The organism is Tsuneonella mangrovi (assembly GCF_002269345.1).
Classification (GTDB): domain Bacteria; phylum Pseudomonadota; class Alphaproteobacteria; order Sphingomonadales; family Sphingomonadaceae; genus Tsuneonella; species Tsuneonella mangrovi.
On record NZ_CP022889.1, the window covers coordinates 77,104 to 102,235 of the forward strand.

The 25,132-nt window shown below is 62.9% G+C and carries 23 protein-coding genes; 10 read left to right on the forward strand and 13 right to left on the reverse strand.

Annotated features, from left to right (window positions below):
* Nucleotides 1-2: 2 nt before the first annotated feature.
* The 5 genes from CJO11_RS00370 to ychF all read right to left on the reverse strand — a co-directional run bounded on the left by CJO11_RS00370 (nucleotide 3) and on the right by ychF (nucleotide 3,898).
* Entirely contained in the window at nucleotides 3-743 is a 741-nt protein-coding gene (locus tag CJO11_RS00370; protein ID WP_150124946.1) for a hypothetical protein, read from the reverse strand.
* A gap of 143 nt (nucleotides 744-886) precedes the next feature.
* Entirely contained in the window at nucleotides 887-1,816 is a 930-nt protein-coding gene (locus CJO11_RS00375; RefSeq protein ID WP_095010922.1) for a PLP-dependent cysteine synthase family protein, read from the reverse strand.
* A gap of 129 nt (nucleotides 1,817-1,945) precedes the next feature.
* The gene (locus tag CJO11_RS00380) at nucleotides 1,946-2,149 is read right to left on the reverse strand and encodes a hypothetical protein (protein ID WP_095010923.1); all 204 of its coding nucleotides are present in this window, start codon (nucleotides 2,147-2,149) and stop codon (nucleotides 1,946-1,948) included.
* 93 nt (nucleotides 2,150-2,242) lie between these two features.
* Nucleotides 2,243-2,707, reverse strand: coding sequence for a MaoC family dehydratase (locus tag CJO11_RS00385; RefSeq protein ID WP_095010924.1), 465 nt, complete (start codon nucleotides 2,705-2,707; stop codon nucleotides 2,243-2,245).
* Between the two features lie 90 nt (nucleotides 2,708-2,797).
* A complete protein-coding gene (gene ychF / locus CJO11_RS00390; protein WP_095010925.1) occupies nucleotides 2,798-3,898 on the reverse strand; it encodes a redox-regulated ATPase YchF in 1,101 nt (366 codons plus the stop codon).
* A 787-nt stretch (nucleotides 3,899-4,685) separates the two neighbouring features.
* Here ychF and CJO11_RS00395 point away from each other — a divergent pair.
* Nucleotides 4,686-6,626, forward strand: coding sequence for a spermine/spermidine synthase domain-containing protein (locus tag CJO11_RS00395; protein WP_150124947.1), 1,941 nt, complete (start codon nucleotides 4,686-4,688; stop codon nucleotides 6,624-6,626).
* 205 nt (nucleotides 6,627-6,831) lie between these two features.
* Nucleotides 6,832-7,131 carry a GIY-YIG nuclease family protein gene (locus CJO11_RS00400; RefSeq protein ID WP_095010926.1) on the forward strand — a complete coding sequence of 100 codons (300 nt, stop codon included), beginning with the start codon at nucleotides 6,832-6,834 and terminating at the stop codon, nucleotides 7,129-7,131.
* 84 nt (nucleotides 7,132-7,215) lie between these two features.
* Here CJO11_RS00400 and pth read toward each other — a convergent pair whose 3' ends face one another.
* The 6 genes from pth to CJO11_RS00430 form a co-directional block, all read right to left on the reverse strand.
* Nucleotides 7,216-7,821, reverse strand: a complete 606-nt coding sequence (gene pth, locus CJO11_RS00405) for an aminoacyl-tRNA hydrolase (RefSeq protein ID WP_095010927.1) — start codon at nucleotides 7,819-7,821, stop codon at nucleotides 7,216-7,218.
* Nucleotides 7,822-7,919: 98 nt separating this feature from the next.
* A complete protein-coding gene (locus tag CJO11_RS00410; protein ID WP_095010928.1) occupies nucleotides 7,920-8,594 on the reverse strand; it encodes a 50S ribosomal protein L25/general stress protein Ctc in 675 nt (224 codons plus the stop codon).
* A 133-nt stretch (nucleotides 8,595-8,727) separates the two neighbouring features.
* Nucleotides 8,728-8,985, reverse strand: coding sequence for a PilZ domain-containing protein (locus tag CJO11_RS00415; protein ID WP_169829107.1), 258 nt, complete (start codon nucleotides 8,983-8,985; stop codon nucleotides 8,728-8,730).
* 137 nt (nucleotides 8,986-9,122) lie between these two features.
* Nucleotides 9,123-10,436: an aminotransferase class V-fold PLP-dependent enzyme gene (locus tag CJO11_RS00420; RefSeq protein WP_240504505.1), complete on the reverse strand. Its 1,314-nt coding sequence runs from the start codon at nucleotides 10,434-10,436 to the stop codon at nucleotides 9,123-9,125.
* Between the two features lie 3 nt (nucleotides 10,437-10,439).
* Entirely contained in the window at nucleotides 10,440-11,318 is an 879-nt protein-coding gene (locus CJO11_RS00425; protein ID WP_095010930.1) for a TraB/GumN family protein, read from the reverse strand.
* The gene (locus tag CJO11_RS00430) at nucleotides 11,315-12,265 is read right to left on the reverse strand and encodes a TraB/GumN family protein (RefSeq protein ID WP_095010931.1); all 951 of its coding nucleotides are present in this window, start codon (nucleotides 12,263-12,265) and stop codon (nucleotides 11,315-11,317) included. The genes CJO11_RS00425 and CJO11_RS00430 overlap by 4 nt, the downstream gene beginning before the upstream one ends.
* Nucleotides 12,266-12,351: 86 nt before the next feature.
* On the opposite strand from CJO11_RS00430, the gene CJO11_RS00435 reads away from it, so the two are divergent.
* The 3 genes from CJO11_RS00435 (at nucleotide 12,352) to ppdK (ending at nucleotide 18,505) form a co-directional block, all read left to right on the forward strand.
* The gene (locus tag CJO11_RS00435; protein ID WP_095010932.1) at nucleotides 12,352-13,263 is read left to right on the forward strand and encodes a glycine--tRNA ligase subunit alpha; all 912 of its coding nucleotides are present in this window, start codon (nucleotides 12,352-12,354) and stop codon (nucleotides 13,261-13,263) included.
* Between the two features lie 97 nt (nucleotides 13,264-13,360).
* Nucleotides 13,361-15,772 carry a glycine--tRNA ligase subunit beta gene (gene glyS / locus CJO11_RS00440; protein ID WP_095010933.1) on the forward strand — a complete coding sequence of 804 codons (2,412 nt, stop codon included), beginning with the start codon at nucleotides 13,361-13,363 and terminating at the stop codon, nucleotides 15,770-15,772.
* A gap of 60 nt (nucleotides 15,773-15,832) precedes the next feature.
* The gene (gene ppdK, locus CJO11_RS00445) at nucleotides 15,833-18,505 is read left to right on the forward strand and encodes a pyruvate, phosphate dikinase (RefSeq protein ID WP_095010934.1); all 2,673 of its coding nucleotides are present in this window, start codon (nucleotides 15,833-15,835) and stop codon (nucleotides 18,503-18,505) included.
* Here ppdK and CJO11_RS00450 read toward each other — a convergent pair.
* Nucleotides 18,502-19,257: a methyltransferase domain-containing protein gene (locus tag CJO11_RS00450; RefSeq protein ID WP_095010935.1), complete on the reverse strand. Its 756-nt coding sequence runs from the start codon at nucleotides 19,255-19,257 to the stop codon at nucleotides 18,502-18,504. The two genes, ppdK and CJO11_RS00450, sit on opposite strands and share 4 nt — an antisense overlap.
* 54 nt (nucleotides 19,258-19,311) lie before the next feature.
* On the opposite strand from CJO11_RS00450, the gene CJO11_RS00455 reads away from it, so the two are divergent.
* The 4 genes from CJO11_RS00455 (at nucleotide 19,312) to CJO11_RS00470 (ending at nucleotide 23,128) form a co-directional block, all read left to right on the forward strand.
* Nucleotides 19,312-20,118: a ComF family protein gene (locus tag CJO11_RS00455; RefSeq protein ID WP_095010936.1), complete on the forward strand. Its 807-nt coding sequence runs from the start codon at nucleotides 19,312-19,314 to the stop codon at nucleotides 20,116-20,118.
* Between the two features lie 320 nt (nucleotides 20,119-20,438).
* Nucleotides 20,439-20,816, forward strand: a complete 378-nt coding sequence (gene hisI, locus CJO11_RS00460; protein WP_095010937.1) for a phosphoribosyl-AMP cyclohydrolase — start codon at nucleotides 20,439-20,441, stop codon at nucleotides 20,814-20,816.
* A gap of 30 nt (nucleotides 20,817-20,846) precedes the next feature.
* Nucleotides 20,847-21,290: a MerR family transcriptional regulator gene (locus CJO11_RS00465; protein WP_095010938.1), complete on the forward strand. Its 444-nt coding sequence runs from the start codon at nucleotides 20,847-20,849 to the stop codon at nucleotides 21,288-21,290.
* Nucleotides 21,291-21,322: 32 nt separating this feature from the next.
* Entirely contained in the window at nucleotides 21,323-23,128 is a 1,806-nt protein-coding gene (locus tag CJO11_RS00470) for an acyl-CoA dehydrogenase C-terminal domain-containing protein (protein WP_095010939.1), read from the forward strand.
* 54 nt (nucleotides 23,129-23,182) lie between these two features.
* Here CJO11_RS00470 and CJO11_RS00475 read toward each other — a convergent pair whose 3' ends face one another.
* Nucleotides 23,183-23,404 (reverse strand): tautomerase family protein, encoded by a 222-nt coding sequence (locus tag CJO11_RS00475; RefSeq protein ID WP_095010940.1) that lies wholly within the window; start codon nucleotides 23,402-23,404, stop codon nucleotides 23,183-23,185.
* Nucleotides 23,405-23,538: 134 nt separating this feature from the next.
* Here CJO11_RS00475 and CJO11_RS00480 point away from each other — a divergent pair, with 134 nt between their 5' ends.
* The gene (locus CJO11_RS00480; protein WP_095010941.1) at nucleotides 23,539-25,131 is read left to right on the forward strand and encodes a winged helix-turn-helix domain-containing tetratricopeptide repeat protein; all 1,593 of its coding nucleotides are present in this window, start codon (nucleotides 23,539-23,541) and stop codon (nucleotides 25,129-25,131) included.
* The last annotated feature ends 1 nt before the right edge of the window (nucleotide 25,132 follow it).

Sequence of the window (25,132 nt, forward strand, 5' to 3'; positions counted from 1 at the left end):
GGTTAACCCGCGATCCGCGTCGTCCAATCCGCAAATGCATACCAGGTTTCGGTGTGAGAGATCGGGATCTTGAGGACCAGCGTCGCAACCGCCACGACGAGCGCAATGGTCCACGCCGGGTGGACCGACCCGCGTCGGCGCTTGTCGGCGATCATTCCGGCCACAACCAGCAGCTGAAGCAGTAGGCCGACGACTGTGGGCATGGCTTCGGGAGGGAGGGGAGCCGTTCCCGGGCGTAGCCCCGGGGCAAATCCTGCGGCCATCAGGAAGGCGAACCGCGCAGCCGCCGCATCGATCAGCGAAATCGTACCTGCCAACATCAGCCGCTTGTGCAATTCGGGGCAGTTCACGCAGGCGATCGCTGCGCCGGTAAAGATAGCGAAGAGGGTCATCGCCGATAGTGGTGTCGTCAGGAAAGCGCGGGCTTCGTTACCGCCGCCCTGAGCGAGCCGGTGGGACAGGCTCGAAATCGCGGTAACGTAGCCGATCACCACGACCAACGATGCGAAAGAAATGCCCGCCAGCCCCCAACTGCGGTGGCTGCGCATCCTGCCTTGCGAGCCGAGCCATGCCTGCATGATCAGGAAGAGCACCCAAGCCGTGCTGAGCACTCCATGTATCTGCAGCAGTGGCGGACCGTTGAAGGTGCCTGCCGGAAGCTGCAGCCAGTAGGTTGGCGCGAACCCTATGATGGCAATCGCCGCGCATGCCACCGCCAGCCAGAGATATTCACGACTTCGCAAACCTGCGCCCCGGTTCGTGCTTTCGGACCGGCCTATGCGTTCGTCGGACTCTGTTGCCATTCCGGTCACCTCCGCCAAGCAAGAACGCGCCCACATTCGGTCATCCGCCAACGGGAAAGGTTGCGAGCGCAATCGCCGAAAAATCAATGCAGGCCGTAAACCTCCGTGCTTAGGTACTTGATGCCGGTATCGCACATCAGGGTCACCACGGTCGCATCCGGTCCAAGGCGTTCGGCCAGCTTGAGGGCGGCCACAACGTTCGCTCCCGACGATGCGCCACCGAACAAGCCTTCCTCCCGCGCGAGGCGTCGAGCCATGGACATTGCATCGGCGACCGGAACGGGAATGATCTCGTCGACGATGTCCGGTCTCCAAAGCGGCACAACGAATCCCATACCGATCCCTTCGATGTGGTTGTCGCCCGACGGGCCGCCCGAAAGTACTGCTGACTCGGCAGGCTCGACCGCCACGATCCTGATGTCGCTTGTATGTCGGCGCAGCGATTCTGCCGTACCACGCAGCGATCCGCTCGTTCCGACCGCTTGGACAAATGCGGTTACATTGCCGCCGGTTTGTTCCCAGATCTCGTCGCCAAGCTTGGCATAGCCCTTCAATACGTCGGTATTGTTGAACTGATCGGCCCAGAAATGGCCCGGCTTCAGGCTGAGTTGACGCGAAGTCTCGATGAGTTTTTCGACAAGTTCTGAAGTGATGTTCTTGTTGTCGCTTTTGATGAGCTGGAGCTCGGCTCCCAGCGCACGCATGTGATCGAGCTTTTCCGAACTGAATGCGTCGGACGAGACCAGCAGGCATTTGTAGCCGAGCGCGATGGCAACGCTGGCAAGCGAGGTCCCCGTGCTACCGCTGGTGCATTCGACGATCGTGTCGCCCGGTTCGAGCCGTCCATCCTCAGCGGCACAACGGATGATGGCCAGCGCCGCACGGTCCTTCATGCTGCCCGTCGGATTGGCTGCTTCGAGCTTGACCAGAACCCGCGCGTGGTGTGGCGAAACAACCTTGCGGAGCTGGATAAGCGGCGTGTTGCCGATCAGTTCGATTACGCTCTGATGCATTGACGCCGTCCCCCAGGAAGGTCGATGCCGTTGCAGGTCGACTTAGTTCCGGGATCGAAATGTTGCAAGAAATGTCGCGCGCGCCGACCGGCGGCGTCCCCACCCGACGCGAACCTCGGCTTGAGCGATTCAGCCGCCGAGCGCGTATTCCTCCGCGGTCACCGGATCGCCGTTTGGCGTGCGCAGCGACAGCGCTCCGCTGATCCAGACGACCGACAGAAACAGGATCACCAGCGCCAGGCCGACCAAGAGGACGTAGCGCATTACGCCCGGCGTATCGGCACCGCGCGCTTCGGAGGTTTCAATGTGGACTTCATCGCCGTTTCTAAACATCAATCGTCTCCCACGCGATGTTTTGAACGGTCTCCCTTTTACCAGAAACGGCGGGATCGGACAATCGAGACAGACCTGTCTGCCTGTCTGCCGCTAATCCTCTATCGGCGCCCCGGGATCGCGCACCGCGATCAGGCCGTTGGCGATCATCGTCATTACCGGTTCGCCATGCTGGTTGAACACGGTGTTGCGCGACTTCATGATGCCCATCTCGCGGCGCGACTTGCTGCGGCGCTTTTCGAGCAGCTCGCTCTCCACCCGCAGGGTGTCGCCGGGATAGACCGGCTTGAGCCAGTACAGCTCATCCATTCCCGGAGAGCCGAGCCCGGCCTGCCGGTTTTCCTTCATGTTCGCGACCATCATCGCCATGGTCATTGCGCAGGTATGCCAGCCGCTGGCGGAGATACGCCCGAAATGGGTCTTGGCGGCGGCTTCGTCGCTCAGGTGGAACGGTTGCGGATCGTATTTGGCTGCAAATTCGAGAACCTCTTCGCGGGTCACTTCGTAGTGGCCGTAGGAGCTCTTCCTGCCGACGACGAGATCTTCGTAATAATCCATATTCCCCCTGCTCGATCCATTCATTGCAACAAGTAAGCGAATACCGTCCACGCCGAACCTGACGTTATTGTAAGGCTCCCGTTCAATGCGTCAGACGTTGAACTTGAACAGCATCACGTCGCCGTCCTGCACGAGGTATTCCTTGCCTTCCTGGCGCAGCTTGCCCGCTTCGCGCGCACCGCTTTCACCGCCGAGCGCGACGTAGTCGTCGTAGGCGATGGTTTCCGCGCGGATGAAGCCGCGTTCGAAATCGGTGTGTATCTCGCCGGCCGCCTGCGGTGCCTTGGCGCCCGCAGGGAAAGTCCACGCGCGCGCTTCCTTGGGGCCGACGGTGAAGAAGGTCTGCAGGCCAAGCAGCGTATAGCCCGCCCGGATCACGCGGCTGAGGCCGCTTTCGGTGAGGCCCAGTTCGGCGAGGTATTCGGCGCGCTCCTCGGTATCCATCGCCACCAGCTCGCTTTCGATCGCGGCGGAGACGACCACTGCCTGCGCGCCTTCGGCAGCGGCCTTTTCGAACACCTTGGCGGACAGCTCATTGCCGTTGGCGGCATCTTCTTCCGCCACGTTGCACACGTAGAGCACCGGCTTGGCTGTAAGCAGCTGCGCATTGCGGAAGATGTGCGCCTCCTCGTCGTCTTTCGGCTCGGTCAACCGCGCAGGCTTGCCTTCGCGCAGCAGGTCGAGCGCCTGGCCCAGCACGCTGGCGGTCAGCTTGGCTTCCTTATCGCCCGCGGTTGCCTTCTTGGCCGCGGCGGGGACGCGCTTTTCGAGGCTCTCGAGGTCGGCCAGCATCAGCTCGGTCTCGACCACTTCGGCGTCCGCAATCGGATCGACCTTGTTGGCGACGTGCTGGATGTCGTCGTCTTCGAAGCAGCGTAGTACGTGGACGATCGCATCGACCTCGCGGATATTGCCGAGGAACTGGTTGCCGAGGCCTTCGCCCTTGCTCGCGCCTTTCACGAGGCCGGCGATGTCGACGAACGCGAGCTGGGTTGGCACGATCTTGGCGCTGCCACCGATCTTGGCGATCGTGTCGAGCCGCGCATCGGGCACCGCGACCTGGCCCACGTTGGGCTCGATCGTGCAGAACGGATAGTTCGCCGCCTGCGCCGCCTGCGTCTCGGTCAGCGCGTTGAACAGGGTGGACTTGCCGACATTGGGCAGCCCGACGATTCCGCAACGGAAACCCATGAATTACTCCGGATGGTAGGTGTGGCGCGCCCGATAGGCGGGTAGCGCGCGAAAAGCTAGGGGCTTGGGGCTTCTGCGGATGGTCGACGATCGAACGGCGACCCGGCGGGGGCGGAACGCTATCCGCAGCTTTGAAGGATGTGACTTTTGGCGAAATCGCGTGCGATCATAGCGGTTTGCGTGCGTTGATGGATTGCGCGGTGTGACTTTCCAGAATTGAGAAGTCCACACATGGCGCGGGCCGGGAAGGCAGATGTGCGCGAAGAATGATGGCGTGCCGGTCATGCCGGGCAGGGTGGCCGATTTACCCCGTGTAGGACAGGGCGAAGTTGCTGGCCGAATTCTGTCCTGTGTGGTGACCGAGGGCGCCGAAAGCGGACATTCCGCTAACGACCCGAATGCGGACATTGAAGGGACTCTTAGATTGAAGCATCGCCAATCAGACACCCAATCCTCCCGATGTCTCGAACGGCTCACTCGGCCTCCGCGCTCCTAGCAACCCGCGTCCAAGCATTGCGACTGCCCTCAGGCAAGACCGCATTTTTCACGCCATAGGACTTAGAACCAAAGGTCGTCGCATTCTGCTTCAGCCTAGCTAATCAGTGTCTCGGAATGGGCCAATTGGATGGCAAATCCGGCCGACCAATTGTCAATTGCTGTTCTGCCGATAAGACTGAAGGAATCAGAATGAGGTGGGGACGTTGAGTTGGAGCCAGTAGTTCCTTCGACGGATGTGAAGCTCGTAGTTCGGAAGACAATCGTTCGATTGGTTCTTTCGAGCTTTCTAATGCTCTTTGTCGAACTCGCGCTAATTCGATGGCTCGGCGCGAACATCGTTCACCTTTCCTACTTTTCAAATTTTGTTCTTCTGGGTTCGTTTCTCGGCGTTGGGGCCGGATTCCTGATCAGCCGAAAGGAGTGGTCGATTTGGCCATTCTCACTTCCAATCTTGTCGATCCTTGTGATCTCAGTTTTGCTGTTCCCCGTTTCGATCGAACGGGCCGGCTCCGATGTTATCTACTTTACTTCGCTTGAGGTCAGTGGGCCGCCCGCGTGGCTCGCTCTGCCGGTTGTATTCGTGCTGGTCGCGACCATCATTGCTGGCCCTGCCGAAATAGTCGGGCGTTGCTTCGGCGAGCTGCCACCACTCTCTGCCTATCGATATGATTTGATCGGCTCCCTTCTTGGCATCGGCGCGTTCACCGCGCTCAGCTTCCTGCAAGCGCCGTCGATTGCATGGGGCTTGATTGCCATCGTTTTCTATCAAGTCCTGGCAACGAAGGGCCGACGAGTTGTGAACCTCGCATGGAGCGCGTTTCTTGCCATTGCCCTATGCGTTGAAACATTCACCCCCGGTGTGAGTTGGTCGCCCTACTACAAGATAACCACCTATCGCTCTGACCGCGATGCTCCGGGTTTTCTGCTCATAAAGGCGAATGGCGTTCCGCACCAATTGATGGCGCCCGCTAGCTGGAAGGTAAAACAGGGAGAGCGCATCTACGAAGCTCCATATCTACGTTTGCCGACCAACAAACTGGATGACGTTCTGATTATTGGCGCTGGTTCAGGATCAGACGTTGCGATCGCTCTTCAGGAACATGCGAAGCGTATTGATGCAGTCGATATTGATCCTCGAATTTTGCAGATCGGTACCAATCAGAATATTGACCGCCCATACGCCAACCCCAACGTCACCAAGCACGTCAATGACGGTCGCGCCTTTTTGGAAAGTACTAACCGCAAATATGACCTGATCCTATTTGCACTGCCGGACTCGCTTACACTCGTCAGTGGCGCCTCTCAGATCCGACTTGAATCGTTCCTATTCACGAAACAGGCAATCGAGTCCGTTCGGCGACATCTGAAGCCTGATGGCGCTTTTGCGATGTACAACTACTATCGCGAAACGTGGCTCATAGATCGCCTGGCTGGCACTGTTGCCAAAGTCTTCGGCCATTCCCCGTGCGTCGACACATTTGCAGGCGCACAAGCGACGATAAGTGTTGCAATGAAGCAATCCGCGCAGCGGTGTCAGTTGTCATGGAACCCAGCTTCGACAGGGTCGATTATCGAGCCAGCGACGGATGACGCACCTTTCCTTTATTTTCGAGGTGATGATTTTCCTCCGCTCTATACCATAACCCTTCTCGGCATCCTGATTACGTCGCTCGTCGTCGTACGTTCACTAGGCGGTCCTCTGAAGGGGATGCGTCCTTATGCCGACCTGTTCTTCATGGGGGCAGCGTTTCTCCTCCTTGAGACTAAGAATATTGCGACCTTTGCCTTGCTCTTTGGCACGACTTGGTTCGTCAATGCATTGGTCTTCACAGGTGTCTTGCTAATCGTGCTTGCCGCTGTGGAGACAACGAGGCGGCTAAGAACCCCGCCACTTCCCGTTGTTTATGCCGCGATCGCCGCTTCATTGGCTACGGCGTGGATAATCCACCCGGAATGGTTGCTACCATTGCCATTCTTACCGCGCCTTGCTGCGGCTACCCTGCTAGCATTCATGCCAATCTACTTGGCCAACGTCGCTTTCTCGAAGCGCTTCCAGGAAACTGCAGATTCTCAATCGGCCTTTGCCATCAACCTGCTAGGAACGATCGTGGGAGGGTGTCTTGAATATTGCGCTTTGTATTTGGGTTACAACAACTTGTTGATCGTAACCGGACTACTTTATCTGATCGCGTTTCTGTTGGTTCCTCGCCAAATGGCAAAAGTTGCCTGACTTCAGACCACAGGCGCTATTGCTTTCAGATATCGCATACCACCCTAGACGATTTGTCCGCTTTCCACCCCAAACGTGACCTAGCTGACAGTCAGCTCGTCACCTAAAAGCGGCTGGTCAGGTAACGACCCGGAAGCGGACGTTAGCCTTTTACAACGTCGCCCCGGGCTTGACCCGGGGTCCCGCTTCCCTTTTTCCTGGATTCATGGACAGGGAAAATCGGGGTGGCTGGGTCTACATCATGACCGACCGCTATCGCGGCACATTGTATGTCGGCGTGACGTCCGACCTTGCGTCTCGCATTCACCAACACCGGACCGGGACCGGCTCCGATTTTTGCGCGCGCTACCGTCTGACGCGACTGGTGTGGGCCGAGTTCGGCGAATCCATCACCGAGTGCATCACGCACGAAAAGCGCATCAAGAGATGGCACAGGGCGTGGAAGATCGAGATGATCGAACGCGCCAATCCTTCGTGGGACGACTTGTTCGATAGCCTTGTCTGAAGGAACAGCGGGACCCCGGGTCGAGCCCGGGGCGACGAAAGTGGCAGGCTAGTCCGCCTTCCGCCCCAAAGCAGAATTCCTCGCCTAATCCTGCTGCCTCAGTGCCACGTCGCTCATGAAGCGCGCATCGTCGCCTTTCGCCAGCTGATCCGCCTCCGCGCCGATCGCACCGAGCATATCGGCAAGGTCGTCCATTTCCGCCTTGGCGTAGTTTCCAAGGACGTAGCCAGTCACCCGGTCCTTGTGCCCGGGATGGCCAATGCCGATCCGCACGCGGCGAAAGGCTCCCCTGAGCCCTGTCGAAGGGTCGGGGCCCCCAAGTCCGGCAACGTGCTGATCGATGCTCCGCAGCCCGTTGTGCCCCGCCAGCCCGCCGCCAGTGCGGACCTTGACCTTGAACGGAGCGAGGTCGAGCTCGTCGTGGAACACCGTCAACGCGTCGGGCTCCAGCTTGTAGAACCGCATTGCTTCGCTGACCGATCGGCCGCTTTCGTTCATGTAGGTCGCAGGCTTTAGCAGCAGGATCTTCTCCCCGCCGATGCGGCCTTCCTGCACCCAGCCGGAGAACTTCTTCTGCACCGGGCCGAACCCGTGCATATCGGCGATCACATCCACGGCCATGAAGCCGACGTTGTGCCGGTGCATCGCGTATTCCGGTCCGGGATTGCCGAGGCCTGTCCAGATCTGCATCGGCGCCTCCTATGCGTCGCGGGTGCAAATGAAAAGCGCCGACCCTTTCGCAAGGGCCGGCGCCAATCGGTTCCGTAGGCCGGAAGGGCGTGTTCGGATTACTCCTCGCCGCCTTCTTCCTCTTCGCCTTCGTCGCTGGCTTGCGCGGAAGCGGGCACGTCAGCAGCGGCCACTTCTTCGCCTTCCTCGCTCTCGCTCTTCTTGAGCGCGGACGGAGCGACCAGCGTGGCGATGGTGAAGTCGCGATCGGTAATCGCGCTCTCGCTGCCTTCAGGCAGCTTCACTTCGCTGATGTGGATCGAATCGCCGACGTCCTTGCCGGTCACGTCGATCTCGATTTCGCCGGGGATCTTGTCCGCATCGCAGACGAGGTCCAGCTCGTGGCGAACCACGTTGAGCACGCCGCCCTTCTTGAGGCCGGGGCTGGCTTCTTCGTTGGTGAACACCACGGGCACCTGCACTTCGACCTTCGCGCCCTTGGCGAGGCGGAGGAAGTCTACGTGGACCGGGCGGTCGGTCACCGGATGGAAAGCGACATCCTTGGGCAGGGTGCGGACGGCCTTGCCGCCGACATCGATCATCACGATCGAGTTCATGAAGTGGCCGGTGTCGAGCTGGCGAACCAGCTCCTTGGCCTCGACGTGGATTGCCACAGGGTCTTCCTTGCCGCCATAAATCACGGCGGGGACACGGCCTTCGCGACGCAGTGCCCGGGAGGCTCCCTTGCCAGCCCGGTCGCGCGTCTCGGCCGGCAGGGTCAGAGCGTCGCTCATCGTACAGTGCCTTTCGAAATGCGTTTGATACTATTCGGTCCGCCACGCCTCCAGGGATGACCATGACGCCGAAGCGCGCGCCATTAGGGGCATGGGCCGCAAAAGGCAAGGCCCGAGGGCAGGGAAGGGAGGCTTAGTGGACTCCGGCAGCGACGCCGAGCCGTTCGAACACCGTTTCGTGGAGCAATTGCTCGAATTCGAGCCCGGCCTTGCCGTTTTCGACCCACAGGACCTCGGCAGCGAGCGATTCGAGCCCGTCGAAGCGCACGAACAGGCTGTCGCCCGGCTTGAGCGAGCAGGTCCGGCAATCGAGCATGCATCCGGCAAGCGACAGGTCGAGTACTTCGAAATCGATCTTCGATCCGGTCCTGGTGCGGCATTTCGCTCTCATCTTCCGCATCCTTTCAAGGTTTGCTTCCGAGGCGTCTCCCGATGCCGAATATCGTCCTAACTGCCTAAGGCCCTCCTTCGAGGCAGCGTTAGTTTCATTCTTCGAGGTATCCTGAAGCGGCCGGTAACCTTCTGGCTTCACGCTTCTCGGTCGAGCGTCTCCAATGCCGTCGCCAGCGAATCGACGTCGGCGAACGAATTGAACAGCGCGGGCGTGATCCTGACGCACGCCCCCGAGGCGAGGTCGGTCCGGTGGACGGAAAAGATGCCGAACCGCTTGAGCAGCGTCGCGGCGAGCGCCTTGTTGTCCTCCACCGAGGTCTTTCCGCGCACCCGGAACGAAGTGATCCCCACGTGCATCCGCGGATCGTCGGGCGTCATTACTTCCATGCTGGCGAGCTTGCGCGCGCGGGCCACCCACCGGTCGCGCAATGCCCGCAGGCGCGCTTCGCGCAGCGGACCGCCGATGCTCGCCTGGAACGCCAGCGCTTGCGGGACCGTGAGTTGCGTCGCGAAATCGACCGTGCCGGTGTGCAACCGCGTCTCGATGCTGTCAGGATTGCGCGGGGCCTCGGCGATGTCATGATCGATCGCGGGCAATCGGCTGCGACGGATATACATGATCCCTACGCCCAGCGGGGCGCCGATCCACTTATGCAGGTTGATGCCGACGAAATCGGCATCGAGATCGGGCAAGGTAAAGTTCGCCTGCCCCAGGCTGTGCGCGGCGTCGACGATCGCATCGATCCCGCGTTCGCGCGCCATGGCGACGATTTCGCGCACCGGGATCATCAGGCCGGTCCGGTGGCTGATATGGGTCAACAGGACGAGGCGGATGGTGGGATCGGCATCGAACGCCTCACGGTAGGCCGCGAGGACATTGTCGTGGCTTGCCGGTTCGGGCAGCGCGATCTTGGTGACCTTCGCCCCGCGCTTCGCCATCGACGAGACAAGGCTTTCCTGCATCGAATCGTAGTCGAGGTCGGCGTAGAGCGCGGTCTCGCCCGGCTTGATCCGGTTGTAGTTGCCGATCAGCGCCTTCAACGCTTCGGTAGCATTGCGGGTGAACAGGATCTCGTCCGGATCGACCTTCAGGAAGTCGGCGACCGCGTCGCGCGATTTCTCGAGGTCCGCACCCATCCCGCGCCGCGCGTAATAGCTGTTGTCGCGGTTCACCCGGTCGATGTGCACCTTGTAGGCATCGAGCACCGGGCGCGCCATCATTCCCCAATTGCCGTTCTCGAGCTGGATGATCTCCCGGGTGACGTCGTAATGCGAGGCGACCTGCGCCCAGTATGCCTCGTCGAGCACTTGCTGCATGATCGTACCTCCGGCGGGTGTCGCCGCAAAAGTTCGTGGCGCCAGCGTACTTGCTCCCGCCGCAGCCATCGCGGTCGTAAGGGCCGACCTGCGGCTCATGTTCGGGCCCTGGCGAGTTGTCTTGTCCGACATCGTTCACTCCACCCGCGTCACGCGGAAACCCTTCGCCCGCAGCAGTTCAGGCAAGCCGGCGGGCGGGGCAAGATGCGCCGCACCAACCGCGACCAGAGGCATCTTGCCGGAATCGAGCGCTAGCGCGATCGTGTCGGCCCAGCGCTTGTTGCGGTCGGTCAACAGGGCTTTCTTGAGGTCGGGATCCGCCAGCATCCCGGTGTCGCCTTCCTTCGAGATCGCCACCATGTCGCCCTTGAGCCACAGCCTCTCGAGCTTGGCGGTATCTTCGGTGTTCATCGTGTCGTCTTCGAGCACCGCGCCGAGCAGGTCCTCCTGGTCCTTCTCGGGCAGCTGATCGAAGATCGCGAACTGGCCTTCGATCCCTTCGAGCTCGACCACGTCGCGCGCGCGGAAATCGCGGATCAGTGCCTTGTCGACCCCATTCTCCCCGGTCGACTTGTCGGCCAACTGCGCGAGCATCAGCGCCGCGCCCCAGGTCTCGATCGCCTTGAAGTCGGCTTCGCGATAGCCGCCCTTGGCGAGCAGCGCCTGCAGCTTGCCGCGCAGCCGCTCGGGCACCCGCTGGCTCAGCGGTGGAAGGCCGTCGGTATGCGACATGCGGGTGAAAGTAGCCGAGAGTTTCACGGTGTCGTCGAGATCCTTGACTTCGACGATCAATTCTCCGGCATCGACGATCACCTTGTCGAGCCTGGGGGTGCGCCACTCGGTATCCCGCGGCAGCGCGTGGATCGTGCCGAACAGCCAGCCGACCGTCTTGCCGGTGCCGTCGGCCACTTGCCACAGCGCGGGCGATGGGGCCGGCTGGGCCGGTTCATGCGACTTCTGGCTGCATGCCGCGAGCGCGATGGCGAGCAGGGCGATCGCGAGCTTGCGGATCATTGGACGCGCTCCACCTTGATGCCCATCGCGGCGAGATCGTCCTGCACGCTGCCCTTGCCCGCGAGATGTCCCGCGCCGACCGCCAGGAACACCGTACCCGGCTTGTCGAGCCGCTGCTTGATCCAGCTGGCCCAGTTGCGGTTGCGCTGGTAGAGTAGCTGGTCGAGCAATTGCGGCTCGTCGATGTCTTCGTTCATCAGCTTGGCAAGGCCATCGGCATCGCCTGCCAGCCAGTCGGCGATCATCGCGTCGAGCTGGGCCTTGATGTCGTCTTGCCCGTCGATCGTCTTCATCAGGAAATCGATCTGCGTCGCTTGCGGAAGGGTGTCGAACAGCGAGAGCTGGTAGTCGACCGTCTCGAGCGCGCCGCGCGCCTTGTCAGGGCCAGCCTCGGCCTGCAGCTTCTTTTCTACCCCGTTGGCACTGGCGATCCCCTGCTTGGCGAGCGGGATCATCGTGAACAGCAGCGTGGCATACCACGGTTCGAACCGGTCGAATGCGGCGACCGGCAACCCGAGGTCGGTCATTGCGGCATCGTATTTCGTGCGCTGCTCGTCGCTCAGCAGGCCACGCAAGGATTGCCCCTCAGGCAGCACGCCCTTTGCCATGACAATGTCCTTCACCTTCGCGGTGTCGTCCGGCGTCATCGCAATTTCGGTCACCAGCGTGTCGGACGACTGGAGCGCCGGAGCAATCTTTCCGCGTAGCCAGTCGACGCCCTTGGGCAGCGCGTGGACCGTGCCGAACAGGAAGATCGTGGTGTCCTCGTCCCTCACTTCCCACAACGCGGGGCCGGGCGGCAGCGACGGAGTGGCAGCGGTAACTGCGGTTGCGACAGATGCATCCGGCTGTGCCTGTTCCGCGAAGGCCGGCAGGCCCGAAAGCAGCAGTGAAACCGAAGCGATGGTGGCTGTCGCAGCGCGACGGAGCGAACGGGAAACGACCATGCACCTGCTTTGGGGCGCTGCACGGCTGTGTCAAGCGATCCGCGCCCCATTGACCGGTTGCGGGCCATGCGCCATGGGCCGCGCCCATGAATGCCGTGCCTGCCCGCGACCCGAAGACCAGCTTCCAGGACATGATCCTGGCGCTCCACGATTTCTGGAGCGCGCAGGGCTGCGTGATCCTCCAGCCGTACGACATGCGGATGGGTGCGGGCACGTTCCACACCGCCACCACGCTGCGCGCGCTGGGTCCGGAGCCGTGGAATGCCGCCTTCGTCCAGCCGTGCCGCCGCCCGACCGACGGGCGCTATGGCGAGAACCCCAACCGGTTGCAACACTATTACCAGTACCAAGTGATCCTCAAGCCGAGCCCGCCCGACCTGCAGGAGCTCTATCTCAAGAGCCTCGAAGTGATCGGGATCGATCCGCTGAAGCACGATATCCGCTTCGTCGAAGACGACTGGGAAAGCCCGACGCTGGGCGCGTGGGGCCTCGGCTGGGAAGTCTGGTGCGACGGGATGGAAGTGACCCAGTTCACTTATTTCCAGCAGATGGGCGGGTTCGACTGCAAGCCGGTTGCGGGCGAGCTGACCTACGGCCTCGAACGCCTCGCGATGTATATCCAGGGCGTCGACTGGGTCTACGATCTCGATTTCAACGGCCGCGGGGTAACCTACGGCGAAGTATTCCTCGAAAACGAGAAGCAGATGTCGAAGTGGAACTTCGAGGTCGCCGACACCGATGCGCTGTTCGACCTGTTCAACAAGGCCGAGGCGGAGTGTCAAAACTGCCTCGCCAACGACGTGCCTATCGCCGCCTACGAGCAGGCGATCGAGGCGAGCCACGTGTTCAACCTGCTGCAGGCGCGCGGGGTGATCTCCGTGCAGGAACGCGCCAGCTACATGGGCCGCGTACGTGATCTCGCGCGTGGTTCGTGCGAGGCCTACATGGCCAAGGAGAAGGACCGCTGGGCGCGCGACTTCGACGGGTGGACGGCATGATGGGCATCCTGACCCAACCGTTCGTGTCGAGCGCAGTCGAGACACGTCAGCACCAGCACCTCTCGACTACGCTCGAGGCGAACGGGGAGGCAGTGCGATGAGCGACTTCCTCCTTGAGCTGCGCTGCGAGGAAATCCCTGCGCGGATGCAGGCCGGTGCCCGCGCCGACCTGGAGCGGCTGTTCCGCGCCGAGATGGCCGCAGCAGGTCTGGCGGTCGAGAACATACGCGTATGGTCTACCCCACGGCGACTTGCGCTGGTGGTCTACGACGATCTGCCCGAAACGACCGAAGCGGTCAGCGAAGAGGCCAAGGGGCCACCCGAAGGCGCGCCCGATGCCGCGATCGACGGGTTCTGCCGCAAGAACGGCGTCACCCGCGACCAGCTGACCTTGCGCGACGTGAAAGGCCGAAACACCTATTTCGCGGTGATCGAAAAGCCGGGTAGGGCGGTGAAGGACGTCCTCGCCGAGTCGATCCCGGCGATTATCCGCGCATTCCCGTGGCCCAAGTCGATGCGTTGGGGTGCAGCCTCGATCAGCACCGAGAGCTTGCGCTGGGTGCGCCCGCTTTCGGGAATCGTGGCGCTGTTCAATGGCGAAGTGGTCGCGTGCGAAATCGACGGTATTCGCTCGGGTCGCGAAACACTGGGGCACCGGTTCCACCATACGGGCCCGATCGCGATTGAAAGCGCGCACACCTATGCGTCGCAGCTGCTCGATGCGCGGGTGATCGTCGAACACACCAAGCGCGAAGCTCTGATCCGTCAGGGCGCGGCTGAAGCTGCCTCCGCCGCCGGGCTGACGCTGGTCGCGGACGAGGGGCTGGTGATCGAGAACGCCGGGCTGACCGAATACCCTGTCCCGCTGCTGGGCCGGTTCGACGAGGCGTTCCTCGACGTGTCGCCCGAGGTCATCCAGCTTACCGCGCGGGTGAACCAGAAGTATTTCGTGTGCGAGGGCGCGGACGGCAAGCTCGCCAACGCGTTCGTGTGCACCGCCAATATCGAGGCGGCGGACGGCGGCGCGGCGATTGTCGACGGCAACCGAAAGGTCCTCGCCGCGCGGCTTTCCGATGCGCGGTTCTTTTGGGAACTCGACCAGAAGACCATGCTCGAAGAGCACGCGAAGAAGCTGGAGCGGATCACCTTCCACGAGAAGCTCGGCACCGTCGCCGACAAGGTTGATCGGGTGGCGAAGCTGGCGAGGTGGCTGGTCGAATCCGATATCGTCGTCCCAGCGAAAGCTGGGACCGCTGTCGGCTCGGACAAGCAACCGATCCCAGCTTCCGCTGGGATGACGAAAGAGGAACTGGCCGACCTCGCCGAACAGGCAGCGCGCCTCGCCAAGGCGGACCTCGTCACCGAGATGGTCGGCGAATTCCCCGAGCTGCAGGGCGTGATGGGCGGCTACTACGCCCGCGCCGAGGGGCTGCCCGATGCCGTCGCCGACGCGATCCGCGATCACTACAAGCCGGTCGGGCAGGGCGACGAAGTGCCCACCGCGCCGGTGACGGTGGCGGTGTCGCTGGCGGACAAGCTAGATACGCTTTCCGCCTTCTATTTTGCGGGCGAAAAGCCAACCGGCTCTAAAGATCCCTTCGCTCTCCGCAGGGCAGCGCTGGGCGTCATTAGACTGACTAGCGAAAACGCATTGCGACTTCCTCTGCAGGCCCTGCTGGAAGCCGCAATCGGCCCGCTGAGCATTTCCGCTGCGCGTGCGGCTTTCAGCGGGCAACCGCTCCTCGACATTCTTTCGAAAGGTTTTCCGTCAGCGATGGCCCTTGGTCGCGCCAAAGATGACGGAACACACGACATTTCGATTGATGGTGTGAACTTGGAAGGTGTTCCGTCCAAATTTGTTCAACCATTGGTCGACTGGATAGAGCGCTCGTCAAACAATGCGAGTTGGCGGGAGGAACTCCTCGACTTCTTCGCCGACCGCCTGAAAGTCCAGCAGCGCGAAGCGGGTGTCCGCCACGACCTGATCGACGCGGTGTTCGCGCTTGGTGGCGAGGACGATCTCGTTCGCCTGCTCGCCCGCGTCCACGCGTTGCAGGCATTCATGGAAACCGAAGACGGCGCGAACCTGCTCGCGGGCTACAAGCGCGCGGCCAATATCCTCAAGAAGGAAGGGTGGGAGAACGCGACCGACCGGATCGCCCGCACCGGCGACGAGGACCCGATGGAGAACGTCGACGATCCGCAGATGCGCGCGATCTATGCAGCGCGGGCCGAGAATGCGCTTTCTTACACACCCGAACCTGCCGAAAAGGCGCTGATCGACGCGCTCGATGCCGCCGAACCGAAGGCGGCTGCGGCGATCGAGGCAGAAGACTTCGCCGCCGCGATGGCCGCGCTCGCATCCTTGCGCGCACCGATCGACCGGTTCTTCGATGAAGTGACGGTAAACGCCGATGAAGAAAACAAGCGCCAAAGCCGCCTCGCGCTCCTTGCGCGGTTCCGTGCTGCAGTGCACAACGTGGCCGACTTCTCCCGCATCGAGGGGTAGCGAAACAATACTCAGGACCGTGTTCCATGTGTTCCACGGTTCAGGCAGGACGGAACTGAGATGAACAACACGGTCTACCCCTTCGGCGGCGACGCCCCGCATTCCGATCCGCGGCAGAAGGACAAGACCGTCACCGGCGGCAAGGGCGCGAACCTGGCGGAAATGGCCAGCATCGGCCTGCCGGTGCCCCCGGGTTTCACCATCACCACCGAGGAGTGCGTCCGCTACCTCACCGAGGGCAGCGATTTCAGCGACGCGCTGCGCGCCGATGTCGCCAAGGCGCTGGCGCATATCGAGAAGGCGGTGGGCAAGCGCTTCGGCGATGCGGCCGATCCGCTGCTGGTCTCGGTCCGTTCGGGCGCGCGGGTGTCGATGCCCGGCATGATGGACACCGTGCTCAACCTCGGCCTCAACGATGCGACGGTGGAAGGGCTGGCGGCAACCAGCGAAGACCCGCGGTTTGCGTGGGACAGCTATCGCCGGTTTATCCAGATGTATTCCGACGTGGTGCTCGGCCTCGATCACGGGCTGTTCGAGGAAGCGCTCGAGATCGCCAAAGAAGACAAGGGTTTCTACGCCGATACCGAGATGGAAGCGGAGGACTGGCAGGCACTGGTCGCCGAATACAAGGGTATCGTCGAACAGGAGCAGGGCAGCCCGTTCCCGCAGGACGTGACCGAGCAGCTGTGGGGCGCGATCCGCGCGGTGTTCGACAGCTGGGACAGCGACCGGGCGAAGGTCTATCGCCGCTTGAACGATATTCCCGGCGACTGGGGCACCGCAGTCAACGTGCAGGCGATGGTGTTCGGCAACATGGGCGATACCAGCGCCACCGGCGTCGCCTTCACTCGCGATCCGGCGACCGGCGAGCGCGCCTACTACGGCGAATGGCTGGTCAACGCGCAGGGCGAAGACGTTGTCGCGGGCATCCGCACGCCGCAGTATCTCACCAGGGCTGCACGCGAGGCTGCCGGGGCCAAGCCGCTCAGTATGGAAGAGGCGATGCCCGATGCCTACGGCCAGCTGGCCGAGGTGTTCGACCTGCTCGAGAAGCACTACCGCGACATGCAGGACATCGAGTTTACCGTCGAACGCGGCAAGCTCTGGATGCTCCAGACGCGCAGCGGCAAGCGCACCGCCAAGGCTGCGCTCAAGATGGCGGTCGAAATGGCGGGCGAGGGCCTGATCGACGAGGAAACCGCAGTGTTGCGGGTCGATCCGATGGCGCTCGACCAGTTGCTCCACCCGACGCTCGATCCGGATGCGGCGCGCGACGTGCTGACCACCGGCCTGCCTGCCTCGCCCGGCGCGGCGAGCGGCAAGATCGTGCTCGATGCCGATACGGCGGAAGCGTGGGCGGCGCGCAGCGAGAAAGTGATCCTCGTGCGGGTCGAGACTTCGCCGGAGGACATCCACGGAATGCACGCGGCGCAAGGCATCCTCACCGCGCGCGGCGGCATGACGTCCCACGCGGCGGTGGTCGCACGCGGGATGGGTCGCTGCTGTGTGTCGGGCGCATCGGCGGTATCGATCGACCTCAAGACCCGCACGCTGCGGATCGGCGGGCGCGAGCTGGCCGAAGGCGACACGATCACGCTCGACGGCGGTAATGGGCAAGTGATGGCGGGGGAAGTCCCGACGATCGAGCCCGAGCTGGCGGGCGATTTCGGCACGATCATGGAATGGGCCGACCGGCATCGCCGGATGAAAGTGCGCACCAACGCGGAGACCCCGGCGGACTGCGCGATGGCGGTGCAATTCGGTGCCGAGGGCATCGGCCTGTGCCGGACGGAGCACATGTTCTTCGATGCCAGCCGCATCAGCGCGGTGCGCCAGATGATCCTCGCCGAAGACGAAGCCGGGCGGCGCAAGGCACTGGCCAAGCTGCTTCCCGAACAGCGCGCCGATTTCCGCGCGATCTTCGAAGTCATGGCGGGCCTGCCGTGCACCATCCGCCTGCTCGACCCGCCGCTGCACGAGTTCCTGCCGACCGGCGATGCCGAGTTCGAGGAACTGGCCGATGCGACCGGATACGGCGTCGATCACTTGCGGCGCCGGGCGGAAGAGCTCCACGAATTCAACCCGATGCTGGGCCATCGCGGGTGCCGACTGGGGATCACCTACCCCGAGATCTACGAAATGCAGGCGCGCGCGATCTTCGAAGCGGCGTGCGAAGTGGCCGAAGCGAGCGGTGAATCGCCGGTGCCCGAAGTCATGATCCCACTGGTGAGCACCAAGCGCGAACTCGAACTGATGAAGGCGCTGGTCGACAAGGTTGCGGGCGAAGTGTTCGCCGAGAAGGGCCGGACGCTCGACTATCTCGTCGGCACGATGATCGAACTGCCGCGCGCCGCACTGATGGCGGGCGAGATCGCCAGGGAAGCGAAGTTCTTCTCGTTCGGCACCAACGACCTGACGCAGACGACGCTGGGCGTTTCCCGCGATGACGCCGGGCGGTTCCTCGGCACATATGTCGACAAGGGCATCTTCGCGCGCGATCCGTTCGTAAGCCTCGATGTTGAAGGGGTCGGGCAGCTGGTGCAGATGGCGGCCGAGCGGGGCCGGGCAACCTTGCCTGCGATCAAGCTCGGCATATGCGGCGAACATGGCGGCGATCCGGCGAGCATCGCGTTTTGCGAGGAAGTCGGGCTCGACTACGTCAGCGCCTCGCCCTATCGCGTGCCGATCGCAAGGCTGGCAGCAGCGCAAGCAGCCCTGGCGCGAAAAGCCTAGTTTTTCCAGCCGGTCAGGGTCAGAACCTCGAGCGTTTCGACCACCTTCCCGGCGCTGTCTGCGCCATCGAGGAAGGCCGCGCGGGCCCGCTCCAGCCCGGACTTGGTGAGCGGTGGGGCGCTGTCCGCCAAGGTGCTGGTGAGGCCCTGCGCGCGCAGGTCCGCGACCAGCGTGTCGAGCGAGGAATAGCGCAGCCGCAGCGTCCAGCTGTCGGACACCTGGCGGGAGAAACCGGCCCGTTGCAGCAGTGCCGCCCCGGCTTGCGCATCGACTGCGGGGTGGAGCCGGGCAGCGGGTCGCTCGGCATCAGCCGCGAGCAGCGCGGAGCGCAAGCGCGGCAGGCTGCCGGCACCGATCATGCTGGCGATCGCGATCCCGCCGGCCCTGAGCGCGCCGCGCAAGTGGATCAGCGCGCCGGGCAAGTCGTTGACCGTTGCCAGCGTGCCGAGGCTGGCAATCAGGTCGAACTCGCCCACCGGCCACGGCTTCTCGTGATCGAGCGCCTGTGCGTCGGTCACTACGACCCGCGCGCCCTTCGCTTCGAGCGCAGCGGCGAGCCGATTGGCCCCGGCACCCACCGCGAGCGCGCGACGCGGAGCAAGGCGCATGAAGTCGATCCGCTCGAGGGTATCCTCGACCAGCGATTCGGCGAGCCAGTCGGCTGCATCGGGCCGGCCCTGGAGTGCCCGCGCCCGCGCTGCCCGCGCTTCGCGCCGGGTCGGGCTGAATATCGTCGGCGGCCCGTTGGTCATGGCGGGCCTCGTGCGCCTGACATCGGCGCGATGCAAGTGCTAAGGACCGCGTGAATGAACAGGCTTGTCCGTCACTTGCGCGATGGAGTCGCTCCGCTGGTGGACCTCGTCTATCCGCCGCGCTGCCCGCTATGCGGGTGCGCGATTGCCAGCCAGTCGGGTCTTTGCGCTGATTGCTGGAGCGAGTTGCGCATCCCGGGCGAGCCGGCGTGTGCAACCTGCCAGCGCCCGCTTGAAGGTACGGCGGCGCAAGACGGCGCGGTTTGCGCAGTGTGCCTTGCCAAGCCGCCCAAGCACGACGGGATTGCTGCCGGAACGCTCTATAGCGATGGCTCGCGCAAGCTGGTGCTGTCGTTAAAGCACGGCCGGCGGATCGCACTCGCACCGCTGATGGCGCGGCTGATCGCTGCTCGCCTGCCGCAACTGGAGGGAGAGTGGATCGTCGTCCCGGTCCCGCTCCATCGCTGGAGACTATGGTCGCGCGGATTCAACCAAGCCGCACTGTTGGCCCGCGAAATCGCCCGACTCAAGGGTGCGAAATTGGTCGTTGATGGATTGTTGCGGACGAAGCGAACGCCGATGCTGGGCGGGCTCGGAAAGCGCGCGCGTGCTCGCGTTCTGGCGGGTGCGCTGGCAGCCCATCCGCAGCGGCTGGCCGAGATAGAGGGAGCGCAAGTGATCCTCGTGGACGATGTCCTGACCAGCGGCGCAACCAGCGATGCCTGCGTCGGGACGCTCAAGCGGGCAGGAGCAACGAAAGTGATCGTGGCGTGCTTTGCCCGGGTACTCGACGAAGTCGACGGCCATGCACCGGTGCCCCAAACGGAAACGCCCGGGGCGTTAACCCCGGGCGTACCGTGACGAAATTCTCGGGACCCGCCTTGCGGCTATGGCAACCACCCCCTTTTGGCTGCCTGGGTCCGATCCCTCATCGTCCACCGGTGCGTCGCGTCTAGCGCGTGGCGCCGATCCGGCGGTTCCCTGAACCTGGCGCTCTACTGGCACCGGCGTTCCGGTTTGCGGCCTTCCCTAAAGGCTGCGCAGGCTCATTCCCATTTTTGCCCGGGAGAGGGTAGCGGGAACACGCATCGGCGTGGATTTTGGGGATTATCTGTGGTTATCCTGCAACAAGCGGCTTGCCCGGCTTGCATGCCACATTCGCCATCGGAAGGACTTCAAGCGTGACCAGCACCCACGATCATCAGCGCGAAGCGGGGGCCGAATTCATGCCGAAGTTCGATGCGGCGGGGTTGCTCAGCGCGGTCGTTGTCGATGCGGTGAGCAAGGATGTCTTGATGGTTGCCTTCATGGATGCCGAGGCGCTTGCTGCGACGCGTGAAACGGGGTTCGCCCACTTCCACTCGCGCTCGCGTGGGAAACTCTGGAAGAAGGGCGAGAGCTCGGGCAACGTGCTCAAGGTCGAGCGGATCAGGGTCGATTGCGACCAGGATGCACTGGTGCTCGAATGCACCGCCGCCGGGCCGGCTTGCCATACGGGTGCGACGAGCTGCTTCTATCGGATACTCGAGGATGGCGCTCTCCAACACGTCAAGACTTGACGCAAACGTAAACCTCTGCAATCAAGGGACATGGCCCAGACCGCTTCCGAACCGTCGCGCAAACATTCCGGTGCCCACCTTGAGCGACCCGACGAACTGGGGCGCGACCAGTTCTCGATTTCCGACCTGACCGAGGAATTCGACTGCACCGCGCGGGCGCTGCGTTTTTACGAGGATGAAGGCCTGATCGCCCCGCGGCGCGTGGGCCTCGCCCGTATCTATTCGAAGCGCGACCGGGCCCGGCTCGCGTGGATCATGCGTGCCAAGAACGTCGGCTTCAGCCTGTCCGAAATTCGCGAGATGATCGACCTGTACGACCTTGGCGATGGCCGTGCGGAGCAGCGCCGGGTCACGATCGAGAAATGCCGCGCGCACGTTGCCAAGCTCAAGCGGCAGCGTGCCGATATCGATTCGGCGATCACTGACTTGACCGACTTCATTGCCCAGGTCGAGCAGGTGATCGACGAGGGCTGAGTGCCCTAAACCGTCCAGTCCAAGGATCAGACATGCCAACTTATACCGCCCCCACGCGCGACACGCGCTTCGTCGTCAATGAAGTCCTCGATCTGCCGAGCTATGGCAACTTGCCGGGGTTCGAGAGCGCGAGTGCGGACATCATCGACACGGTGATCGACGAATGCGGCAAGTTCGCCGCGCAGGTGCTCCAGCCGATCAACCAGTCGGGCGACGAAGAAGGCTGCACTCGCCACCCGGATGGTTCGGTCACTACGCCCAAGGGCTTCAAGGAAGCATTCGAACGATATCGCGATGCCGGCTGGGGCACGATCTCGCTGCCCGAGGAATTCGGCGGACAGGGCATGCCGCACGTTCTCGGCTTCGTGGTCGAGGAATTCGTTTCGTCCGCAAACCAGGCCTTCGGGATGTATCCGGGCCTGACCAACGGCGCGGTGAACGCGATTTTCGCCAGTGCGAACGAAGAGCTCAAGGCGAAGTACTTGCCCAACATGATCGCCAACAAGTGGCTCGGCACGATGAACCTGACCGAACCGCAGTGCGGCACCGACCTGGGCCTGATCCGCACCAAGGCCGAGCCGCAAGCGGACGGCAGTTACCTGGTGACCGGCACCAAGATTTTCATTTCTGCCGGTGAGCACGACCTGACCGAGAACATCATTCACCTGGTCCTCGCCAAGACCCCGGGCGCGCCCGATTCGAGCAAAGGCATCAGCCTGTTCATTGTGCCCAAGGTGCTGGTCAACGAGGACGGTTCGCTGGGCGAGCGCAATGCGGTCCAGTGCGGCTCGATCGAACACAAGATGGGCATCCACGCCAACGCCACCTGCGTGATGAACTACGACGGGGCGAAAGGCTGGATGGTCGGCGAGGAGAACAAGGGCCTCGCGGCGATGTTCGTGATGATGAACGCGGCGCGGCTCGGTGTGGGCATCCAGGGCCTGTCGCAAGCCGAAGTCGCTTACCAGAACGCAGTGGCCTACGCGAAGGACCGGCGGCAGGGACGTGCACTGACCGGACCGGAAGATCCCGAAGCCAAGGCCGATCCGATCCTCGTCCATCCCGACGTGCGGCGGATGCTGATGGACGGCAAGGCGTTCACCGAAGGAATGCGCGCGCTGTACCTGTGGGGCGCGTTGCTCGAAGACCTGACTCACAAGTCCCAGAGCGAGGAAGAGCGCGCCGAAGCCGACATGCTGCTCGGCCTCATGACCCCGGTGATAAAGGGTTACGGCACCGACAAGGGCTACGACGTCGCGACAAACATGCAGCAGGTCTTTGGCGGCCATGGCTACATCGACGAATGGGGCATGGGCCAGTTCGTGCGCGATGCCCGGATCACGATGATCTACGAAGGCACCAACGGGGTGCAGGCGATGGACCTGTGCGGCCGGAAACTGGCCAGCAAGGGCGGCGCGGCGATTCAGAAGTTCTTCGCACTGTGCGACGAGGAAGTGGCCGCTGTGAAGCAGGTCGAAGGGCTCGCGCCGCTGGCCGAAGCGTTCGACAAGGCGCTGGGCCAGCAGAAGGCCGCGACGATGTGGTTCATGCAGAACGCGATGGCCAACCCCAACAACCTCGGGGCGGGCGCGCATCACTACATGCACATCATGGGCATTGTGACGCTGGGCCTGATGTGGCTGCGGATGGCGAAAGTCGCTGCGGCCAAGCTGGCCGGGGGCACCGATGACAAGGCATTCTACGAAGCCAAGCTGACCACGGCGCGCTATTTCATGGATCGGTTTGCGCCCGATGCGGGCGCGCTGCGCCGCAAGATCGAAGCCGGATCGGATTCGATGATGGCGCTGGACGCAGACGCGTTCGATACGGCTGCGTAGGGAGGAAATCGGCCTGCGGGGTCGCCCGGAAGGCAACCCCGCAAACCGTTTGGCCTAGGCGGCCTGCTTGCCGAGGGCGTGGACGTCGGCCGCGCCGAGCAGCTGCCCGCCGATACCCCAGTCACCCTGTTCGACTTCCATGATTCGAACCCAGGTCACCGGGCGCATCGCTTCACCTTCGACCGAAACCATCGCTTCGGTGACCTGCGAAATCAGGTCCTTCTTCTGGTCCGGGGTGAAAACGTCCTTGATTACGTCGATCGTTACGAGAGGCATTTCAATTCTCCTGTCTGGTCATTCCATCGGGTGCTTCCGATGACCTCTTGCTACGCCGCTCGTTCCGGCCATGCTTGACGGCGACGTGAATTTGCCTGACCTTTTCGTGAAGAATTTGGGGAGGTGGGGACCGATTGACCGATTTCGGCGCCGCTCTGTATCGATTCGACGGATTCGCGCTCGACAGCGCAAAGTTCGAGTTGCGCCGTGACGGCGAGCAGATTGCCGTCGAACCCCAGGTCCTTTCGTTGCTCATGCTGCTGGTGGCCAACCAGGACCGGATGGTCTCGCGTGACGAGATCGTCGATGTCGTGTGGGACGGCCGGATCGTTTCGGAATCGGCGATTTCGGCCCGGATCAAGTCGGCCCGCAAAGCAATTGGTGACGACGGCACGCGTCAGGCGCTGATCCGCACGATCCACGGGCGCGGGTTCAGGTTCGTGGGACAGGCCGTCGTCGATGCCGCGTCTGGCACAATGACTCCGGTCCGCATCGCCGCGCCTCAATCGGAGGAGGTTCCTGCGGCAATGGATCAGGCCGATAGTCGCCCTTCGATCGCGGTGCTCCCGTTCGACATCCTCGGCGATGCCGGCTCGCATGCCATCGTGGCCGACGCCTTGCCGGCCGATATCATCATGGACCTCTCGCGGATGCATTGGCTGATGGTTATCGCGCGTGGGTCGAGCTTTCGTTTTCGTGGCGGGGAAGTGGGTCCGAACGAGATCGGGCGGCGGCTTGGGGTGCGCTATTGCCTGAGCGGCACGCTCGAGTTGGCAGGGGTGGAACTGATCATCAGCGTTGCGCTGGTCGAAACCGCCACCCGCAACACGATCTGGTCCGAGCAATACCGTGCACCATTGGCGGAAGTGCAACAGATGCGGGCGGTGATCGAGGAGAGCGTTGTAGCTGCCCTTGCAGTGCAAATTCCGCAAAACGAAGTCCGGCGCGCGCGAACGCGGCCAGCGTCGGAGCTCGATGCGTGGGCGAGTTTCCACCTTGGCCTCGATCACATGTACCGCTTCAACCAAACCGACAACGCGCGCGCTGCGGAGCTGTTCGAGCAGTCGCTGGCGCGCGATCCATATTTCTCGGGCGCTTTCGCCGGCCTTTCGTTTACTCACTTCCAGAACGCATTCATGCGTTATCGCGAAGAGCCGCGGGCGGAAATCGAACACGCGCGGCAGTTGGCCCAGCGAGCGGTCGAGACCGACCGGCTCGACCCCTTTGCGCATTACAACATGGGGCGGTGCCTGTGGCTGGAAGGGAACCTGGAAGAGAGCATGAGCCTGTTCGATCAGGCGACCAGCCTTAGCCCCAACTTCGCGCAAGGGGTCTATAATCGCGGTCTCGTCGGGACGATCGCCGGGCACGCGGAGGCAGCCGACCGCGATCTCGAGACTGCCTTGCGACTGAGCCCGATCGATCCGTTGTCCTATGCCATGGTCTCGAGCCGGGCGCTGACGCACATCCAGTTCGGCGACTATGCGAAAGCTGCCGAATTCGGCGTGCGCGCTGCGACTATGCCGGGCGCGCACAAGCACATCGAGCTGATCGCTGCCTTCGCTTGCCACCTGGCCGGGCGAACTGGCGATGCACGGCAATGGCTCGAGCGAGCGCGCAAAAAGGATCCCGGCATTGGGGCGGACGCTTTCTTCAATGCATTTCCTTACGCGCAGACCGCATCGCGCGAACTGATCGAGAGGGCGCTAAGCGATCTCGGCGTGTGAG

What these genes read in the sequence shown, in the direction of transcription:
- CJO11_RS00375 (WP_095010922.1), bottom strand. Translation starts at nt 1,816, where the DNA reads ATGCATCAGAGCGTAATCGAACTGATCGGCAACACGCCGCTTATCCAG.
- CJO11_RS00380 (WP_095010923.1), bottom strand. Translation starts at nt 2,149, where the DNA reads ATGTTTAGAAACGGCGATGAAGTCCACATTGAAACCTCCGAAGCGCGC.
- CJO11_RS00385 (WP_095010924.1), bottom strand. Translation starts at nt 2,707, where the DNA reads ATGGATTATTACGAAGATCTCGTCGTCGGCAGGAAGAGCTCCTACGGC.
- ychF (WP_095010925.1), bottom strand. Translation starts at nt 3,898, where the DNA reads ATGGGTTTCCGTTGCGGAATCGTCGGGCTGCCCAATGTCGGCAAGTCC.
- CJO11_RS00395 (WP_150124947.1), top strand. Translation starts at nt 4,686, where the DNA reads ATGCTCTTTGTCGAACTCGCGCTAATTCGATGGCTCGGCGCGAACATC.
- CJO11_RS00400 (WP_095010926.1), top strand. Translation starts at nt 6,832, where the DNA reads ATGGACAGGGAAAATCGGGGTGGCTGGGTCTACATCATGACCGACCGC.
- pth (WP_095010927.1), bottom strand. Translation starts at nt 7,821, where the DNA reads ATGCAGATCTGGACAGGCCTCGGCAATCCCGGACCGGAATACGCGATG.
- CJO11_RS00410 (WP_095010928.1), bottom strand. Translation starts at nt 8,594, where the DNA reads ATGAGCGACGCTCTGACCCTGCCGGCCGAGACGCGCGACCGGGCTGGC.
- CJO11_RS00415 (WP_169829107.1), bottom strand. Translation starts at nt 8,985, where the DNA reads ATGAGAGCGAAATGCCGCACCAGGACCGGATCGAAGATCGATTTCGAA.
- CJO11_RS00420 (WP_240504505.1), bottom strand. Translation starts at nt 10,436, where the DNA reads ATGTCGGACAAGACAACTCGCCAGGGCCCGAACATGAGCCGCAGGTCG.
- CJO11_RS00425 (WP_095010930.1), bottom strand. Translation starts at nt 11,318, where the DNA reads ATGATCCGCAAGCTCGCGATCGCCCTGCTCGCCATCGCGCTCGCGGCA.
- CJO11_RS00430 (WP_095010931.1), bottom strand. Translation starts at nt 12,265, where the DNA reads ATGGTCGTTTCCCGTTCGCTCCGTCGCGCTGCGACAGCCACCATCGCT.
- CJO11_RS00435 (WP_095010932.1), top strand. Translation starts at nt 12,352, where the DNA reads ATGAATGCCGTGCCTGCCCGCGACCCGAAGACCAGCTTCCAGGACATG.
- glyS (WP_095010933.1), top strand. Translation starts at nt 13,361, where the DNA reads ATGAGCGACTTCCTCCTTGAGCTGCGCTGCGAGGAAATCCCTGCGCGG.
- ppdK (WP_095010934.1), top strand. Translation starts at nt 15,833, where the DNA reads ATGAACAACACGGTCTACCCCTTCGGCGGCGACGCCCCGCATTCCGAT.
- CJO11_RS00450 (WP_095010935.1), bottom strand. Translation starts at nt 19,257, where the DNA reads ATGACCAACGGGCCGCCGACGATATTCAGCCCGACCCGGCGCGAAGCG.
- CJO11_RS00455 (WP_095010936.1), top strand. Translation starts at nt 19,312, where the DNA reads ATGAACAGGCTTGTCCGTCACTTGCGCGATGGAGTCGCTCCGCTGGTG.
- CJO11_RS00465 (WP_095010938.1), top strand. Translation starts at nt 20,847, where the DNA reads ATGGCCCAGACCGCTTCCGAACCGTCGCGCAAACATTCCGGTGCCCAC.
- CJO11_RS00470 (WP_095010939.1), top strand. Translation starts at nt 21,323, where the DNA reads ATGCCAACTTATACCGCCCCCACGCGCGACACGCGCTTCGTCGTCAAT.
- CJO11_RS00475 (WP_095010940.1), bottom strand. Translation starts at nt 23,404, where the DNA reads ATGCCTCTCGTAACGATCGACGTAATCAAGGACGTTTTCACCCCGGAC.